Source organism: Allobosea sp. P4_E12 (genome assembly GCF_056401655.1).
The window spans coordinates 25,104-41,225 of the sequence record NZ_JBFUIY010000028.1; the positions used below are offsets into that span (position 1 = coordinate 25,104).

Annotated in this window: 15 protein-coding genes; 8 read left to right on the forward strand and 7 right to left on the reverse strand. The window is 65.4% G+C overall.

What is annotated here, in order from left to right; genetic code table 11:
- Positions 1-24 precede the first annotated feature (24 nt).
- Both AC1DW9_RS27330 and AC1DW9_RS27335 read right to left on the reverse strand, forming a co-directional pair.
- On the reverse strand, positions 25-3,219 hold the full coding sequence (locus tag AC1DW9_RS27330) for an efflux RND transporter permease subunit (RefSeq protein WP_441507634.1): 3,195 nt from the start codon (positions 3,217-3,219) through the stop codon (positions 25-27).
- Positions 3,220-3,291: 72 nt separating this feature from the next.
- Positions 3,292-4,449 (reverse strand): efflux RND transporter periplasmic adaptor subunit, encoded by a 1,158-nt coding sequence (locus AC1DW9_RS27335; protein ID WP_441507635.1) that lies wholly within the window; start codon positions 4,447-4,449, stop codon positions 3,292-3,294.
- A 228-nt stretch (positions 4,450-4,677) separates the two neighbouring features.
- Here AC1DW9_RS27335 and gatB point away from each other — a divergent pair, with 228 nt between their 5' ends.
- The 4 genes from gatB to AC1DW9_RS27355 all read left to right on the forward strand — a co-directional run bounded on the left by gatB (position 4,678) and on the right by AC1DW9_RS27355 (position 8,126).
- Positions 4,678-6,159 (forward strand): Asp-tRNA(Asn)/Glu-tRNA(Gln) amidotransferase subunit GatB, encoded by a 1,482-nt coding sequence (gene gatB, locus AC1DW9_RS27340; protein WP_441491731.1) that lies wholly within the window; start codon positions 4,678-4,680, stop codon positions 6,157-6,159.
- Positions 6,156-6,662 (forward strand): GNAT family N-acetyltransferase, encoded by a 507-nt coding sequence (locus AC1DW9_RS27345; protein WP_441491730.1) that lies wholly within the window; start codon positions 6,156-6,158, stop codon positions 6,660-6,662. Before gatB ends, AC1DW9_RS27345 begins: the two co-directional genes overlap by 4 nt.
- A 120-nt stretch (positions 6,663-6,782) precedes the next feature.
- Positions 6,783-7,271 (forward strand): GNAT family N-acetyltransferase, encoded by a 489-nt coding sequence (locus AC1DW9_RS27350; RefSeq protein WP_441491729.1) that lies wholly within the window; start codon positions 6,783-6,785, stop codon positions 7,269-7,271.
- Positions 7,272-7,418: 147 nt separating this feature from the next.
- Positions 7,419-8,126: a glutathione S-transferase N-terminal domain-containing protein gene (locus AC1DW9_RS27355; RefSeq protein ID WP_441507636.1), complete on the forward strand. Its 708-nt coding sequence runs from the start codon at positions 7,419-7,421 to the stop codon at positions 8,124-8,126.
- 130 nt (positions 8,127-8,256) lie between these two features.
- Here the strand turns inward: AC1DW9_RS27355 and AC1DW9_RS27360 are convergent, their stop codons facing one another.
- Positions 8,257-8,649: a DUF2147 domain-containing protein gene (locus tag AC1DW9_RS27360; RefSeq protein ID WP_441507637.1), complete on the reverse strand. Its 393-nt coding sequence runs from the start codon at positions 8,647-8,649 to the stop codon at positions 8,257-8,259.
- 224 nt (positions 8,650-8,873) lie between these two features.
- Between AC1DW9_RS27360 and ndk the strand changes: the two genes are divergently transcribed.
- Entirely contained in the window at positions 8,874-9,296 is a 423-nt protein-coding gene (ndk, locus tag AC1DW9_RS27365; RefSeq protein WP_441491726.1) for a nucleoside-diphosphate kinase, read from the forward strand.
- Between the two features lie 66 nt (positions 9,297-9,362).
- Here the strand turns inward: ndk and AC1DW9_RS27370 are convergent, their stop codons facing one another.
- Complete coding sequence (locus AC1DW9_RS27370) at positions 9,363-10,181, reverse strand: MipA/OmpV family protein (RefSeq protein WP_441507638.1); 819 nt, start codon at positions 10,179-10,181, stop codon at positions 9,363-9,365.
- Between the two features lie 139 nt (positions 10,182-10,320).
- On the opposite strand from AC1DW9_RS27370, the gene AC1DW9_RS27375 reads away from it, so the two are divergent.
- On the forward strand, positions 10,321-12,408 hold the full coding sequence (locus AC1DW9_RS27375) for a molybdopterin-containing oxidoreductase family protein (protein WP_476855238.1): 2,088 nt from the start codon (positions 10,321-10,323) through the stop codon (positions 12,406-12,408).
- Positions 12,409-12,519: 111 nt separating this feature from the next.
- Positions 12,520-12,882: a hypothetical protein gene (locus AC1DW9_RS27380; RefSeq protein WP_441507640.1), complete on the forward strand. Its 363-nt coding sequence runs from the start codon at positions 12,520-12,522 to the stop codon at positions 12,880-12,882.
- Here the strand turns inward: AC1DW9_RS27380 and AC1DW9_RS27385 are convergent.
- The gene (locus AC1DW9_RS27385) at positions 12,866-13,588 is read right to left on the reverse strand and encodes a glutathione S-transferase family protein (RefSeq protein ID WP_441507641.1); all 723 of its coding nucleotides are present in this window, start codon (positions 13,586-13,588) and stop codon (positions 12,866-12,868) included. The two genes, AC1DW9_RS27380 and AC1DW9_RS27385, sit on opposite strands and share 17 nt — an antisense overlap.
- Positions 13,589-13,708: 120 nt before the next feature.
- Here AC1DW9_RS27385 and AC1DW9_RS27390 point away from each other — a divergent pair, with 120 nt between their 5' ends.
- On the forward strand, positions 13,709-14,488 hold the full coding sequence (locus tag AC1DW9_RS27390) for a helix-turn-helix transcriptional regulator (RefSeq protein WP_441507642.1): 780 nt from the start codon (positions 13,709-13,711) through the stop codon (positions 14,486-14,488).
- Here AC1DW9_RS27390 and purN read toward each other — a convergent pair.
- Positions 14,419-14,982 (reverse strand): phosphoribosylglycinamide formyltransferase, encoded by a 564-nt coding sequence (gene purN, locus AC1DW9_RS27395; protein WP_441507672.1) that lies wholly within the window; start codon positions 14,980-14,982, stop codon positions 14,419-14,421. The genes AC1DW9_RS27390 and purN overlap by 70 nt on opposite strands.
- Before the next feature lie 53 nt (positions 14,983-15,035).
- Positions 15,036-16,109 carry a phosphoribosylformylglycinamidine cyclo-ligase gene (gene purM / locus AC1DW9_RS27400; RefSeq protein WP_476776610.1) on the reverse strand — a complete coding sequence of 358 codons (1,074 nt, stop codon included), beginning with the start codon at positions 16,107-16,109 and terminating at the stop codon, positions 15,036-15,038.
- Between the last annotated feature and the right edge of the window lie 13 nt (positions 16,110-16,122).

Below are 16,122 nucleotides of genomic sequence, written 5' to 3' on the forward strand. Positions count from 1 at the left end.
CGGGGTTTCGTTGTTCAGCAGGCTTCAGTGGGCTGCCGGATGGGCATCCTTGCCGGCGGTCGGCTCGCCCTTCTTCTTCCGGCTCAGCACAGAAGCGAGCCAGCGCACCACCACATAGAAGACCGGGGTGAACAGCAGGCCGAACAGCGTCACGCCGATCATGCCGGAGAACACCGCGACGCCGAGAACCTGGCGCATTTCGGCACCGGCACCGACGGAGATCGTCAGGGGCAGCACGCCAAGGATGAAGGCGAGCGACGTCATCAGGATCGGTCGCAACCGGGTCCTGGCCGCTGCGATCGCAGCCTCGCGCCGGCTCATACCCTCGTCCTCGGCCTGCTTGGCGAATTCGACGATCAGGATCGCGTTCTTCGCAGCAAGGCCGACGAGCACGACGAGACCGATATCGACGAGCACGTTGCGATCGAAGTCCTTGTAACCGACGCCGACCATCGCCGCGAGAATACACATCGGCACGATCAGGATGACGGCGAGCGGCAAGGTCCAGCTCTCGTACAGTGCCGCCAGCAGCAGGAAGACGAAGACGACGGCGAGGCCGAAGGCGATGATCGCAGTGTTGCCGGCAAGCTTCTCCTGCAATGCGATCTCGGTCCATTCGAAACCGAACCCGGCCGGCAGAACCTGCTGCGCGATCTTCTCCACCTCCGCGATGCCCTGGCCGGTCGAATAACCGCGCGCCATCGAAAGCTGGACCTCGGCCGCCGGATAGAGGTTGTAGCGCGGCACGCGATAGGCGCCGGTCGTGTCGGAGAAGGTCGCGACCGAGCCGATCGGCACCATCTCGCCGTCGACATTGCGCGTCTTCAACGCCGCGACGTCGCGGATGTCGAGCCGGTAGGGATTGTCGGCCTGCGCCGTCACCCGGAAGGTGCGGCCCAGGATATTGAAATCGTTGACATAGGCCGACCCCATATAGACCGACAGGGTCTCGAACACCCGGGTCACGGGCACACCGAGCATTTCAGCCTTGGTCCGGTCGATATCGGCGTAGATCTGTGGCGTCCTGGTCGAGAACAGCGTGAACGGCTGCTGGATTCCCGGAGCCTGGCCCGCGGTTCCAGCCACTGCCCAGGTCGCGCCCTCAAGCGCCGGCAGGCCGCGCCCGCCGCGATCCTGGACATAGCCCTTGAGACCACCGCCGTTGCCGATTCCGGGAACGGCAGGAGGCTCGATCACCAGGGCGAAGGCCTCGCCGATCTGGCCCAGCTGGCTGCGCAGATCGTTGAGGATGCCCTGGGTCGTGAGGCCCGCCTTGGCCCTTTCCCTGAAGTCGGTGAGGGTGACGAAGGCGACGCCGGCATTGGGCGCCAGGGTGAAGGTTGCGCCATCAAGGCCGGCGAAGGCGACGATATGGGCGACGCCAGGCCGCGACAGCAGCATGTCGGTCGCCTTGCGGATGACCTCGTCGGTCCGCGGCAGCGACGAGCCCGGAGGCAGCTGCACGACGGCGATGAAGTAGCCGCGGTCGAGCTGCGGGACGAGGCCCGTCGGAATCGCCGCCAGGCGCTGGCCGGCGACCGCGATCAGGGCGGCATAGACCAGCAGCATCAGGACGCCGACGCGGATCAGGCGCGAGGTCGCCGCGCCGTATGCGCGCGAGAGCCAGTCGAAGGCCATGTTGAAATATTTGAAGAACCAACGCAGCGGCGCACCGATTGCCGCGAAGAAACCCTTCGGCTCCTCATGGCTGTGCGGCTTCAGCAGGATAGCCGACAGCGCCGGTGACAAGGTCAGCGAAACGAAGCACGAGATCGCCGTTGAGGCTGCGATCGTGACTGCGAACTGCTGGTAGAACGTGCCCTGCAGACCAGTGATGAAGGCGGTCGGGATGAACACGGCGCACAGCACGAGCGCAATCGCGAGCAGGGCGCCGCCGACCTCGTCCATGGTCTTGTGCGCTGCGTCCTTGGCGCTCATGCCTTGCGCCAGATAGCGCTCGACATTCTCGACCACGACGATCGCGTCGTCGACGACGATACCGATGGCCAGCACCAGCGCCAGCAGCGAGATCGTGTTGAAGGAGATACCGACCGCGCTCATCACCAGGAAGGTGCCGACCAGCGAAACCGGGATCGCGATGATCGGGATGATCGCCGCACGCCAGGTCTGCAGGAACAGGATCACGACGAAGACGACGAGCACGATCGCCTCGAGCAGCGTCGTCACCACGGCGGAGACGGATTCAGCGATGAACTCCGTCGGGTTGTAGACGATCTTGTACTCGACCCCGGCCGGGAAGTTCTTCGACAACCCGTCCATTGTCTTGATGAGCGCTTCGGATGCCGACAACGCATTCGAGCCCGGACGCTGGAACACGCCGATCGCGACGGCTTCCTTGTTGTCGAGATAGGAGTTCGACAGATAGTCCTGCGCGCCGAGCTCGACGCGGGCCACGTCGCGGACGCGGATCGTGCCGCCATCCGCGTCCGAGCGGACGACGATGTTGTAGAACTCGTCGATGCTGGTGAGGCGTCCCTGCGTATTGACCGAAAGCTGGAAGGCGCCATCCGACTTCGCCGGCGGCTGGTTGATTGCTCCGGCGGCGACCTGGATGTTGGCGGCGCGGATCGCGGCGATGACATCCCCGGCCGTCAGATTGCGCGCCGCGACCTTGGCGGGATCGAGCCAGACACGCATCGAGTAGTCGCGCGCGCCGAAGACCTGCACGTCGCCGACGCCTTCGACGCGGGTCAGCACGTCCTTCACGTTCAGCGTCGTGTAATTCGAGACGTATTGCTGGTCGCGCGAGCCGTCGGGCGACAGCATGTGGATGACCATCAGGAAGTCGGGCGAGGCCTTGCGGACCTGCAGGCCGAGCGTACGGACGTCCTGCGGCAGGCGCGGTTCGGCCGCCGAGACCCGGTTCTGCACCAGCACCTGCGCCTGGTCGACATCCGTGCCGGCCTTGAAGACGACGCTGATCGTAACACGCCCGTCACCGGTCGATTGCGACGAGATATAGAGCATATCGTCGACGCCGTTGACCTCCTGCTCGATCGGCGCTGCGACGGTCGAGGCGACGACCTCGGCCGATGCGCCCGGATAGGTCGCGGTGATCGTGACGGTCGGCGGCGCGATCTCGGGATATTCCGCGATCGGCAGGCTGCGCTGCGCGATGGCGCCGGCGATCGTCAGCAGGATCGAGAGAACGGTCGCGAAGATCGGCCGGTCGATGAAGAAATGCGCAAAGCGGAACATGCTGGGGTCCTGGCCGGGAGGGCAGGGCGGGCGGCCGATGCCGTCCGCTTCCGGTGATGGCGGCGTAAGCCGTCAGTTGGTTGCGGCGACCTTGATCTCGCCGGCCTGCGGTGTGACGGTCGCGCCCGGCCGCACCATCGGGCTGGCGAGCCCGTTGATGATGACCTTGTCGTCCTTCTCCAGGCCCTTGGTGATCACGCGCAACCCGTCCGCGATCTGACCGAGCACCACCGGCTTGGGCACGACCTTGTTGTCGGCGCCGACCGTCAGCACGATCTTGCTGGCCTGGTCCGAGACGATGACGGCGTCGGGAACGAGCAATGCGTCGACCTGGCCAGCATAGATGCGCACGCGCCCAAAGGTGCCGGGCGTCAGGAACTGATCCTTGTTCTCGAATACGGCGCGGCTGCGAATCGTACCTGAGCGGGCATTGAAGGCGTTGTCGACGAAGTCGATCTTGCCCTGGCGCTTCCAGCTCGTCTCGTCGGCGAGCCTGACCTGTGCGGTCGGAGCGCTTTCACGGTTCGTCAGCCCGCGCTGTTCGCCGGCGAGCCTGGAATAGCGGAGGTAGTCGGCTTCCGACGTATCGAACACGAAATTGATCGGATCGGTAGCGACGATCGTCGTCAGCAGCGTCGCACCCGACTGGCCGCCCGCGACGAGGTTGCCCGCATCGACGCGCTTGTTCGAGATCCGGCCGGACAGGGGGGCGCGAACCTGCGTCCATTCCAGATTGAGCTCGGCGGTCTTGAGATTGGCCTCGGCCGCCTGCTGGGACGCGACGGCACCGTTCAAGTTGGCGCGGCGCTGGTCAATGTCGCGAACCGTGATCGTCCGGTTCTGCGTCAGAGCCTCGGCGCGCTCGACCTCGTTCTGGGCGAGCTCGACCTGGGCCTTGGCGCGCGCGACTTCAGCGCGTGCCGCATCGACGGCAAGCTGATACGGGCGCTGGTCGATTGTGAAGAGCAGATCGCCCTTGTTCACCCGATCGCCGTCGCGGAAATGGATGCTGTCGAGGAACCCGGAGACGCGGGCCCTGATCTCGACCTGCTCGCGCGCTTCGAAGCGGCCTGTGTACTCGTCCCAGTTGGTCACGCGCTTGGCGAGCGGCGCTGCAGTCTGGACCGGCGGAGCCGGTGGGGCGCCCTGGGCGAGGGCCGTGGCGGCGGACGTCGCGAGCAGCACCGCGAAGGTGGCAAGAGTCCGACCCGTTGAGCGGCGGATTCGCATGGAAAAACTCCGGATAGCGGGGCCGGCGCAACCACTCTCGGTTTCCGGGCCGCGCGCAAGAAAGGTTGCGTGCTGACGATTGTCAAGTTCCGTCACTCGACAGCACCGTCGAATGACGACAGATTAGCAACATTCCGGCCAGGGGGTGACAGGATGGCAACAGACGCTTGCCGCCCGGGCGCCAAGGTTCTACCGAAGACGCGACCTGACCAGAGTTGGAAGACCGATATGAACGCGCATGCCCGCCCTGCCGACCCGAAGAAGCTGATCAAGGGTGCAACCGGCGATTGGGAAATCATCATCGGCATGGAAATCCATGCCCAGGTCACCTCCAACGCGAAACTTTTCTCAGGCGCCTCCACCGCCTTCGGGGGCGAGCCGAACGAGCATGTCAGCCTAGTCGACGCGGCCATGCCCGGCATGCTGCCGGTGATCAATGCCGAATGCGTGCGTCAGGCAGTTCGTACCGGCCTAGGGTTGAACGCGCGCATCAACAACCGGTCCGTGTTCGATCGCAAGAACTATTTTTATCCCGACCTGCCGCAGGGCTACCAGATCAGCCAGTACAAGAGCCCGATCGTCGGCGAAGGTGAGATCGTCGTCGATCTCTCGCCGACCGAGCAGATCAGCGTCGGCATCGAGCGCCTCCATCTGGAGCAGGATGCCGGCAAGTCGATCCATGATCAGCATCCGACGATGAGCTTCGTCGATCTCAACCGCTCCGGCGTCGCGCTGATGGAGATCGTCTCGCGCCCCGACCTGCGCTCGGCCGACGAGGCCAAGGCCTTTGTCACCAAGCTGCGCACCATCCTGCGCTATCTCGGCACCTGCGATGGTGACATGGAGAAGGGCAACCTGCGCGCTGACGTCAACGTCTCGGTGCGCCGCCCCGGCGAGCCCCTCGGCACGCGCTGCGAGATCAAGAACGTCAACTCGATCCGCTTCATCGGCCAGGCGGTCGATGTCGAGGCGCGCCGCCAGGTCGGCATCCTCGAGGATGGCGGCAAGATCGACCAGGAAACGCGGCTCTATGATCCCGGCAAGGGCGAGACCCGTTCGATGCGTTCCAAGGAGGAGGCGCATGATTATCGCTATTTCCCGGACCCGGACCTGCTGCCGCTCGAATTCGACGATGCCTTCGTCGAACATCTGAAGGCAGCGCTGCCGGAACTGCCCGACGCCAAGAAGGCGCGCTTCATCGCCGAATACGGCCTGACGCCCTATGATGCCTCCGTGCTCGTCGCCGAGCGCGAGCAGGCGGATTACTTCGAGGCTGTCGCCAAGGGCCGCGACGGCAAGGCCGCCGCCAACTGGGTGATCAACGAGTTGTTCGGCCGCCTGAACAAGGAAGGCAAGGATGTGACCGCCTCGCCGGTCTCTGCCGCCCAGCTCGGCGGCCTCGTCGATCTGCTTGGCGAGAGCGTCATTTCGGGCAAGATCGCCAAGGATCTGTTCGAGATACTCTGGTCCGAAGGGGGCGATCCGCGCGAGATCGTAGAGACGCGCGGCATGAAGCAGGTGACCGACACTGGAGCGATCGAGAAGGCGGTCGACGAGATCATCGCCGGCAATCCCGACAAGGTCGAGCAGGTCAAGCTGAAGCCGACCATGCTTGGCTGGTTCGTCGGCCAGGCCATGAAGGCGTCGGGCGGAAAGGCCAATCCGCAGGCGCTGAACGAGATCCTGAAGAAGAAGCTGGGTATCGAGTGACGCCAGACAGGCTCATCATCCGCGACGCGGTTGCGGCCGATCTCCCGGCCGTCCGCTCGCTGTTGGTCGAGACCTGGCATGCGACCTATGACGGCATTTATGGCTGGCAGCGTGTCGCCGAGATCACCAATGCCTGGCATTCGCTGGAGAATCTGAGCGCCCAGCTCGGTCGCGACGGCGAAGCCTTTCTCGTTGCTCTGGTCGATGACCAGATCGTTGCGACCTCGTCCGCCCGCCGCGAGCGCGACCGGGCGGCGCTGCTGACGCGGCTCTATGTCCTGCCGACCTATCAGGGCGTCGGGATCGGCCGCACCCTGCTGCACGTCACGCTCGCCCATTTCCCCCTGGCGCCGGTTGCGCGCCTGGAAGTCGAGCTGCAGAACGAGCCCGCGATCGCATTCTACGAGCGGATGGGCTTCTTCCTGCAGCGCTCGGCCCGCTTCGACGGCCGCGATGACACGCCCAACACCTTGCTGATGGCAAAGCGCCTGTTTGCCGAGTGACGGCAGCCGGCGGAGCCCGTCAGCGTGCCGCATGGGCCGGCATGCCGAGTTCCGTTTCAGAAAGGGCTTTGCTAACACCGCGCCAACCGCGGGGCTGTCCAGCGGTCCGGAGGCCTGGCCATGAGCAAGAGCAAGATCGATCCGTCCGAGATTTCCATTCGCCAGGCCCGGCGCGACGATGTCCAGCGTGTCGCCAGCCTGATCGTGCTTGGCTCCGCGACACAGGAAGTGACGGAACAGGACGCCGCAGCTGAAGCCGCGCACCCGGACTATGAGCGGGCCTTCGACGAGGTTCTGGCGAGTCCCGACACCACACTTTTCGTCGCCGAGCGCGCCGGAGAGGTCGTCGGCACCTTCCAGGTCACGCTCATTCCGGGTTTCGCCGCACGAGGGCGCAAGCGTGCGAAGTTCGAGAGTGTCCACGTTGCGCCGGAAACGCGGGGAATGGGGATCGGCGCAGTGATGATGACCCACGGGCTCGCCTTCGCAAAGGAGAAGGGAGCGGGGCTGGTCGAGCTGACCTCGCACAAGGCTCGCACCGACGCCCATCGCTTCTATCGCAATCTTGGCTTCGACCAGAGCCACGAAGGCTTCAAGAAGCCGGTCTGAAGGCCGCAGAGCCGTCCAGGCCGATCGCGGGCGGCTTACCATGCCCGGACATGACCAACCTGCTTGCCAAGCAGGTCGGCAACCCTACCGACGGCCTGCCGGGCGGCCTACATCAGATCCCGGCTCAATCGCGACAGGAAAGCTGTGATGCTCGCACGTTCGTCAAAGCCGATCGATCTCTACTACTGGCCGACGCCCAACGGCTGGAAAATCACCATCATGCTCGAGGAGTGCGGGCTCCCTTACAACCTCATCCCCGTGAATATCGGCAAGGGCGATCAGTTCAAGCCCGACTTCCTGGAGATCTCGCCGAATAATCGCATGCCGGCGATCGTCGATCATGATGGGCCCGGCGGAGAGCCGATCTCGGTCTTCGAGTCCGGTGCGATCCTGCAATATCTCGGCCGCAAGACCGGACAATACTACCCTGCCGATGAGCGTGGCCGCGTCGCGGTCGATGAATGGCTGTTCTGGCAGATGGGCGGCTTTGGGCCGATGCTCGGCCAGACCCATCATTTCCGCATCTACGCGCCCGAGAAGCTGCCTTACGCCATCGATCGCTACACCAACGAGGCCAACCGGCTCTATGGCGTGCTCAATCGCCGTCTCGAGGGCCGCGACTATATCTGCGGCGCTTACTCGATTGCCGACATGGCCTGCATCGGCTGGGCCAGAGGCTGGGAGAAGCAAGGGCAGGACATCAGGCAGTTCCCGAATGTCGGGCGCTGGCTGGAAACGATGCAGGCCCGCCCGGCCGTGCAGCGCGGCCTCGCGATCGGCGCTGAACTGCGCAATCCGGCCGGCATCAGCACGCCGGAAGAGAAGGCCGTTCTGTTCGGGCAGCGGGCCCGCTGAGCTGATCCATTGGCGATGGTCGACCTTGGGTTGACCGTCACCCTCCCGCCACGCTCGGCGCGCGCCGGGCTGGCGGCCCAGATGCCGGTTGCTGACGGCGCTGACCGGACAGCGCCCTAAGCTCGTCGCGTCAGTTCGCCCGAGTCCATTTCACCGAGCGGCAGATGATACCGCCGAGCACGCAGCCCGAGGTGGTCAGCGCATCTCCGGACAAGGACATCGTGCCGGAATAGGTCTTGCCATCCTCCGGATTGAAGGCGCTGCCGCTCCATTTGCCGGCGCCGGTCGGCTTCATGTCGTAGAAGATGCGCTGGCCGACCTTGGCGGGGCCGTTCGTGTCCTTCAGCCAGGCCAGTGTGCCGCACATCGCCTCGCCGCATTTGGCAAAGCGCACCCGCGAGGCCCCGCTATCGCGCAGCCAGGTGCCGCTGACATCCTGTGCCAGGGCGGAGCCGGTGCCGGCGAGTGCCAGCGTCGCGAATCCGAGCAGAGCGGCCCTGGCCGAGGTCTTGTGAAAGCGCATGCGATCCTCCCGTTTCGACCAGCTATGGCTGCATGGTTCAGATATGAACTATATCCGAGCCGGCTTTCGCTTCAAGCTGGAGACGCGTCGGGCTTGATGGACGGCTCCCGCCGGACCGACACGGAGCAGGACATGCAAACGAAGCCGGCCGGGCAGCCTTGTAGGGCGGGGAGGCGGCAGCTATAAGCCGCCGCATTCTCCAGATTGTCCCTAAGGAACCAACGATGGCTGTCCAGCGTACCTTTTCCATTCTCAAGCCCGACGCGACGCGGCGCAACCTGACCGGCGCGGTCAACGCGGTGATCGAGAAGGCTGGCCTGCGCATCGTCGCGCAGAAGCGCATTCAGATGACCAAGGGCCAGGCCGAGACCTTCTATGCCGTCCACAAGGAACGGCCCTTCTTCGGCGAGCTGGTCGAGTTCATGACGTCCGGCCCGGTCGTCGTTCAGGTCCTGGAAGGCGAGAACGCCATCGCCACCTATCGCGACGTGATGGGCGCCACCAACCCGGCGAATGCCGCCGAGGGCACGATCCGCAAGCTCTTCGCCGAGTCGGTTGGTGAGAACACCGCTCACGGTTCGGATGCGCCGGAGACCGCCGCCATCGAGATCGCGCAGTTCTTCGCCGGCAACGAGATCGTCGGCTGACGCGGCGCGACTGCTGATCGTCTTCGAACGGCGGAGCCAGTGGCTCCGCCGTTTTCGTTCGGGGAACTATTTGAAGCCGAGATCGAAGGCGTAGCTGGCGGAGACGCCGACAGTCAGCGAATCCCGTGAGCCGAACGGCTTGACGATCGGCGATCTGGTCGCATCGCCGACGAGGTGCTTGTATTCGAGATAGGCAGTCGTCTGCAGCTTCTCGGACCAGTTATAGGTCACCTGCGCGATCGCGCCGATCGAGTTGATCCCAGCATTGTAACGCTGCAGCAGGCCGCCTCTGCCCGCGTAATTGCCGCCGAAATAGGTCCGGACATAGTCGGCCCCGACGACGCTCATGCGCGGGCCGGCGCCGATCGTCCAGGCCCCGATCTTCTGGAAGGCGTCGATCTTGAATTCGGCGACAAGCGCGTCATGCGTGATCACGCCGCGGCGCAGGTCGACGCGGCCGCGCAGCCAGGAGGTCGGGTAGAATTCGACAAAACCGCCGAGCTCGGCGCCGAACTTGACGTCCGGCATGCCGATCAGCGCAGGGTTGGTGCTCGCCTTGCGCTCCCAGAGCAGGTTGCCGGAGAAGCCGACGCGCCAGGCCTTGCCGGAGAAGAATCCGATGCTGATCGCATCGTCTTCCGATGACCACCAGGTGCTCTTGGTGCCACGCGCCAGGTTCACGATCGCCCGCGGCCGGAAGACATAGTCGTTCGAACCGGAATAGTCCGGCGTGTAGCGCAGGCCGCCTCCCAGGGTCAGGTGCCAGTTCTGGACGGATTCGGGGGAGGTGAGGGTGGTGTAATCGCTGGACTGGGCTTGAGCTGAGCCGGCAGGCGACAGGCAGAGACTGGCCGCAAGGCCGGTCAGAAACGCAACGCAACGCATTATCGAACTCCGGCGCAACGGCGCCTTGGCAAGCGGAAGTTCCGACAATCTGAAGCGTTATCGTTAATCCCGGGTTGACGCCGCCGGCATTGACCGCAAAAGCCCGGCGCGTCACCAGTAGCGGGCTGAAGGATCATCCATGACCGAACTGCCCCGCATCACGCATCTGCCGTCAGTCTGCCCGCATGACTGCCCATCGGCCTGTTCGCTGGAAGTCGAGGTGATCGACGGGCGCAGCATCGGGCGGGTGCGCGGCAGCAAGCGCCAGAGCTACACCGACGGCGTGATCTGCGCGAAGGTGGCGCGGTATTCCGAGCGCATCCATCATCCGGACCGGCTGCTGCACCCCTTGCGCCGCACCGGACCGAAGGGCTCCGGGCAGTTCGAGCGTATCTCCTGGGATGAGGCGCTGGACGAAACCGCACGCCGCTTCCTCGCGATCGAGGCCGAGCACGGCGCCGACGCCGTCTGGCCCTATTACTATGCCGGCACGATGGGGCTGGTGATGCGTGACGGCATCAACCGGCTGCGCAACGTCAAGCGCTACTCCGGCCAGTATTCGACGATCTGCACCACGATGGCCTGGACCGGGTTCATCGCCGGCACGGGCCGGCTCGCCGGTCCCGATCCGCGCGAGATGGCGAAATCGGACTGCGTAGTGATCTGGGGCACGAACGCCGTGCACACCCAGGTCAATGTCATGCATCACGCGATCAAGGCGCGGAAGGAGCGCGGCGCCAAGATCGTCGCCATCGACATCTACCACAACCCGACGCTGGCCCAGGCCGATCTCGCGTTGGTGCTGCGCCCGGGTACCGATGGCGCGCTCGCCTGCGCCGTCATGCATGTCCTCTTCCGCGACGGCCATGCCGACCGCGACTATCTCGCGCGCTACACTGATGCGCCCGCCGAACTCGAGGAGCATCTCGCCAGCCGCACGCCGGAATGGGCGGCTGCGATCACCGGACTCGACGTCGCCGCGATCGAGGAATTCGCGACCCTGGTCGGCACCCGCAAACGCAGCTTCTTTCGCCTCGGCTATGGCTTCGCACGCCAGCGCAACGGTGCGGTGAACATGCATGCGGCGCTCTGCGTCCCGACGGTGACAGGCGCCTGGCAGTACGAAGGCGGCGGCGCCTTTCATTCGAACAGCGGCATCTACCAGTGGCGCAAGAGCCTGATCGAAGGGCTGGATGTCCGGGATCCCCGCATCCGCCAGCTCGACCAGTCGCAGATCGGCAGGGTTTTGACTGGCGACGCCGAGGCCTTGCGCCAGGGCGGGCCCGTGAAGGCGCTCTTCATCCAGAACACCAATCCCGTCTCGGTTGCGCCCGAGCAGGAACTGGTCAAGCAGGGCTTTGCCCGCGACGACCTGTTCACGGTCGTGCACGAGCAGTTCATGACCGAGACCGCAGCCATGGCCGACATCGTGCTGCCGGCGACGCAGTTCATGGAGCATGACGACCTCTACCAGGGCGGCGGGCATCAGCACATCATGTGGGGCGGCAAGCTCGTCGAGCCGCCTGGCGAGTGCCGCTCGAACCACGAGGTGATCTGTGCGCTTGCCGAGCGCCTGGGCGCCGAACATCGCGGGTTCGCGATGACGCCGCGCGAGATCGTCGACTGGACGCTGCGCGAGACCGGCCGCGGCACGCTGGACGAGCTGATCGCGGCTGATTTCCACGACATCCAGCCGGGGTTCGATCGCGCGCATTACGTCGACGGTTTCGGCTATCGCGACGGCAAGTTCCGCTTCAAGCCGGACTGGCCGAAGGTGCCCAACGCCAATGACGGCCCGGTCGGCCCCTACAGCCAGATGCCGGGTCTTCCCGATCATTGGGGCGTAATCGAGAACACGGACGAGACGCATCCCTTCCGCCTCGCGACCAGCCCCGCCCGCAGCTTCCTCAACTCGACCTTCACCGAGACACCAAGCTCGCAGAAGAAGGAGGGCGGACCGAGCTTGATGATGCATCCGCAGGACGCGGAAGGGCTCGGCATTTCCGATGGCGGCGAAGTCGTTATCGGCAACCGGCGCGGCAGCGTGCATCTGACGGCGAAGTTCTTCTCCGGCGTGGTGCGCGGCGTCGTCATTGCCGAATCGATCTGGCCGAATGCGGCGCACAAGCATGGGCGCGGCATCAACACCATCACCGGCGCCGATGCGGTCGCTCCCTTCGGCGGGGYCGCCTTCCACGACAACAAAGTGTGGATCAAGAAGGCGTGACTGATCGGCCACTTGACCTTTACGGAGGGCTGTGACCATTCCGCCGCGCGCGGGCGAGGCATGGATGATGCTTGCCCCGGCATGGGCATGTCTCGAAGGAACTGCGGAATCATGAAGATGCGGCGGATAGGTGCGGTCGTTCTGGCCGGTGGGTTCCTGATGATGGCTGCGGTTTCGGCCCAGGCCGCGAGCGGCACGAGCGCCTTGCCGCCGCCCGATCCGACCGCCAAGAACCTGACGCCCTACATGATCCAGCTTCGGGCCTTCGATGCCTGCCTGGTCACCCAGTCGCAGCTGATCGGCACGACGCGTGAAGCCGTCCACACGCCTTGCAGCTGCTATGCCAAGGGCACCGTCAACGCGATGACCAAGGACGAGATCCAGGCCTTCCGCGAAACCGGCTATTTCAACGACAGCGCCCGCGCCAAGGGCTACGATTTCATCGATCGCTGCAAGCTCAGGCGGCCGAGCTGATCAGCTTCCGGTCGGCGAAATAGCGCGCCCCGATCCGCGCCGCATAGGCGACGAGATTGGGGTGGCTTTCGATCAGGCCGCGTATCGGCGACTCGAAGAGCGTGCACAGCCCCGAGGCCAGGAAGGCGCCAAGCGTGGCGTCCGCGCCGCAAGGCTCGCTGCCCATCAGATAGGGCCGCTCGCCCAGAATCGCGGCGGCGGCTCCCAGCGCATGCCGGGCGAGTTCCGCCTGTTCAACCGGGCTGTGGCGCCCGGTGCCCTGGCCCTTGAGCGTGCGCTGCACCTGGCGTTTGACCATCGCGGCAACCAGCGGTCGCAACGGCGCCGGCACGACTCTGAAGAACTGAAGCGGCCCCCGGTTGAAATTGCTGTCATTGGCCCAGCGCTCGCTGACCACGAACCAGTAGAGATGATCCTCCAACATCTTCTCGACGGCCCAGGCGATGCCGCGCTGTTCCGGCGTCAGGCCCTTGTCGAAGTCGATGCCGTATTTCCGCTCCAGATGCAGTCTGATGAAGGTGCTGTCGGCGACGATCTCGCCAGCGTCGATGATCAGCGGCAGCTTGCCCTTGGGCGCCCGCCTCATATTGCCGATCTTGCGCTCATGCGGGAGGCCGGACATCTGCAGGAGGATGTCCGCCTTCATGCAGAAAGGGCTCGGGTCCGGCAGGCCGAACCCGGGTCCGAAGACCTGTAGCGTGATCATGCGAAATCCTCCCATTGGCAGAGGCAAGGCGTTGGTTTTCTGCTGACAGACTGCTGACAACTCTTGTCAGCAGAGCTAGAGCATTCTCCTGCCCAACCTGATGCTTGGGAATTCCTCGTCATGCAACGTGCCGAACGTCTGCTCGATCTGATCCAGGGCCTGCGCCGACGTCGCAGGCCGGTGACGGCCGATACCCTCGCCGCCGAACTCGATGTCTCGGTGCGGACGATCTACCGCGATATCGGCGCATTGATGCGCCAGGGCGTGCCGGTGCGCGGCGAGGCCGGCATCGGCTATGTGCTTGACGCTGGCTTCGATCTGCCGCCGCTGATGCTCTCGCCGGACGAGATCGAGGCGGTTCTCGTCGGCATGCGCTGGCTTGGTGAGCGTGCCGACCCGGTGCTGGCACGCGCGGCGGAAGACGTCGTCAGCAAGGTCGCAGCCGTCCTGCCGCCGCATCTACGACCGATCCTGCTCGATGGCGCCCTGTTCGCGCCGGCCTATCGCTGCGACCAGCCGGTCGATCAGATCGATGCCGCCGGCATCAGGGCTGCGATCCGCCAGGGCCGCAAGCTCGCGATCCGGTATCGCGACGAGGCCGGTCAGGAGACCGACCGGATGATCTGGCCGATCGGCATGACATTCTACGAGCGGGTGCGGATCGTCATCGCCTGGTGCGAGCTGCGGCAGGCCTTCCGGCATTTTCGCACGGACCGCATCACCGATCTCGTCCCGCGCGAAGAGCGCTATCCGGCAAGACGGGCCGATCTGTTCCGTCGCTGGGAGAAGGAAGAGGAACAGGCGGCACAGGCCCGATCCTGCCCGATCGATCAGCCGCGCACGACCTCGCCCCCCGCCAGCGTGGCCCTGCCGGAGGCAACCTCCGCCAGCGCCCGCTGATAGAGCGCGTGTTCGACGCCGAGCACGCGGTGCGCCAGGGCATCCTCATCGTCGCCGGCGAGCACGGGAACCCGGGTCTGTGCGATCACCGGCCCGGCATCGAGCTCCGGCACGACGAAATGCACGCTGCAGCCATGCTCCCTGACCCCGGCTTCGAGAGCCTGGCGATGAGTATGCGTGCCCTTGAACAGGGGAAGCAGCGAGGGGTGGATATTGAGCAGCCGTCCTTCCCAGCGCCTGACGAACCAGGGCGTCAGGATGCGCATGAAGCCGGCGAGCGCGATGAGCTCGATCTGATTGACGCGCAGGACATCGTCCATGGCGCGCTCGAAAGCCTCACGATCCCGACCGAAGGAGCGGTGATCGACGGTTGCGACGGGCACCCCGGCAGCCGCAGCCCGGGCCAGGCCACCGGCCTCGGGCACGTTCGAGAGCACGAGAGCGATCTCGGCCGGATAGTCGCCGGCCTGCGCCGCCTCGATCAGCGCGGCCATGTTGGAACCGCGCCCCGAGATCAGGATCGCGGTGCGACGACGCGCCGGCTGAATCACAGGCTGAGCGTCCCGCGATAGCTCACCGGCTCTTCGCCGGCCGCGACCGGGACGATTTCGCCAAGCCGCACCGGCGCTTCGCCGGCGTCCCTCAGGGCGGCCTCGACCTCACCGGCCTTGCCGGCTTCAGCGGTGACGATCATGCCGATGCCGCAATTGAAGGTGCGAAGCATCTCGCGCTCGGCAACACCGCCGACCTTGGCAAGCCAGCCGAAGACCGGCGGAACCGGAATGGCCGCAAGATCGAGCGCAACGCCGAGCCCTTCGGGCAGCACGCGCGGAATATTGTCGGGGAAGCCGCCCCCGGTGATGTGGGCAAGCGCCTTGATGCCCGCCGTCGCCTTCAGCGCGGCCAGCAGCGGCTTTACATAGATGCGTGTCGGCACGAGCAGCGCTTCGGCGAGGCTGGTCTCAGGTGCGAAGGGGGCGGGAGCCTCCCAGCTCTGTCCCGACAGAGCGACAATGCGCCGGACCAGCGAGTAGCCGTTGGAATGGACGCCGGAGGAGGGCAGGCCGAAGACCACGTCGCCGGGCACGAGATCCGCACGCGGCAGCAGTGCCCCGCGCTCGGCGGCGCCGACCGCGAAGCCCGCGAGGTCATAATCCTTCTCGGCATACATGCCGGGCATCTCGGCAGTTTCGCCGCCGATCAGCGCGCAGCCGGCTTGCCGGCAGCCATCGGCGATGCCGCGCACGATCTCGACGCCGACCTGCGGATCGAGCTTGCCGGTAGCGTAATAGTCGAGGAAAAGCAGCGGCTCGGCGCCCTGCACGATCAGGTCGTTGACGCACATCGCGACGAGGTCGATGCCGATCGTCGAATGCCGCCCGCTTTCGATCGCGATCTTGACCTTCGTGCCGACGCCGTCATTGGCGGCGACCAGGATCGGGTCATTGAAGCCCGCAGCCTTCAGATCGAAGAGGCCGGCGAAGCCTCCGATCTCCGCATCGGCACCGGGGCGGCGCGTGGCACGCACCAGCGGCTTGATGGCATCGACCATCGCGTTGCCGGCATCGATGTCGACGCCCGCCTGCGCATAGGTCAGTCCGTTCGCTCCTGGCTTGCTCATGGTCCTCGGCTTC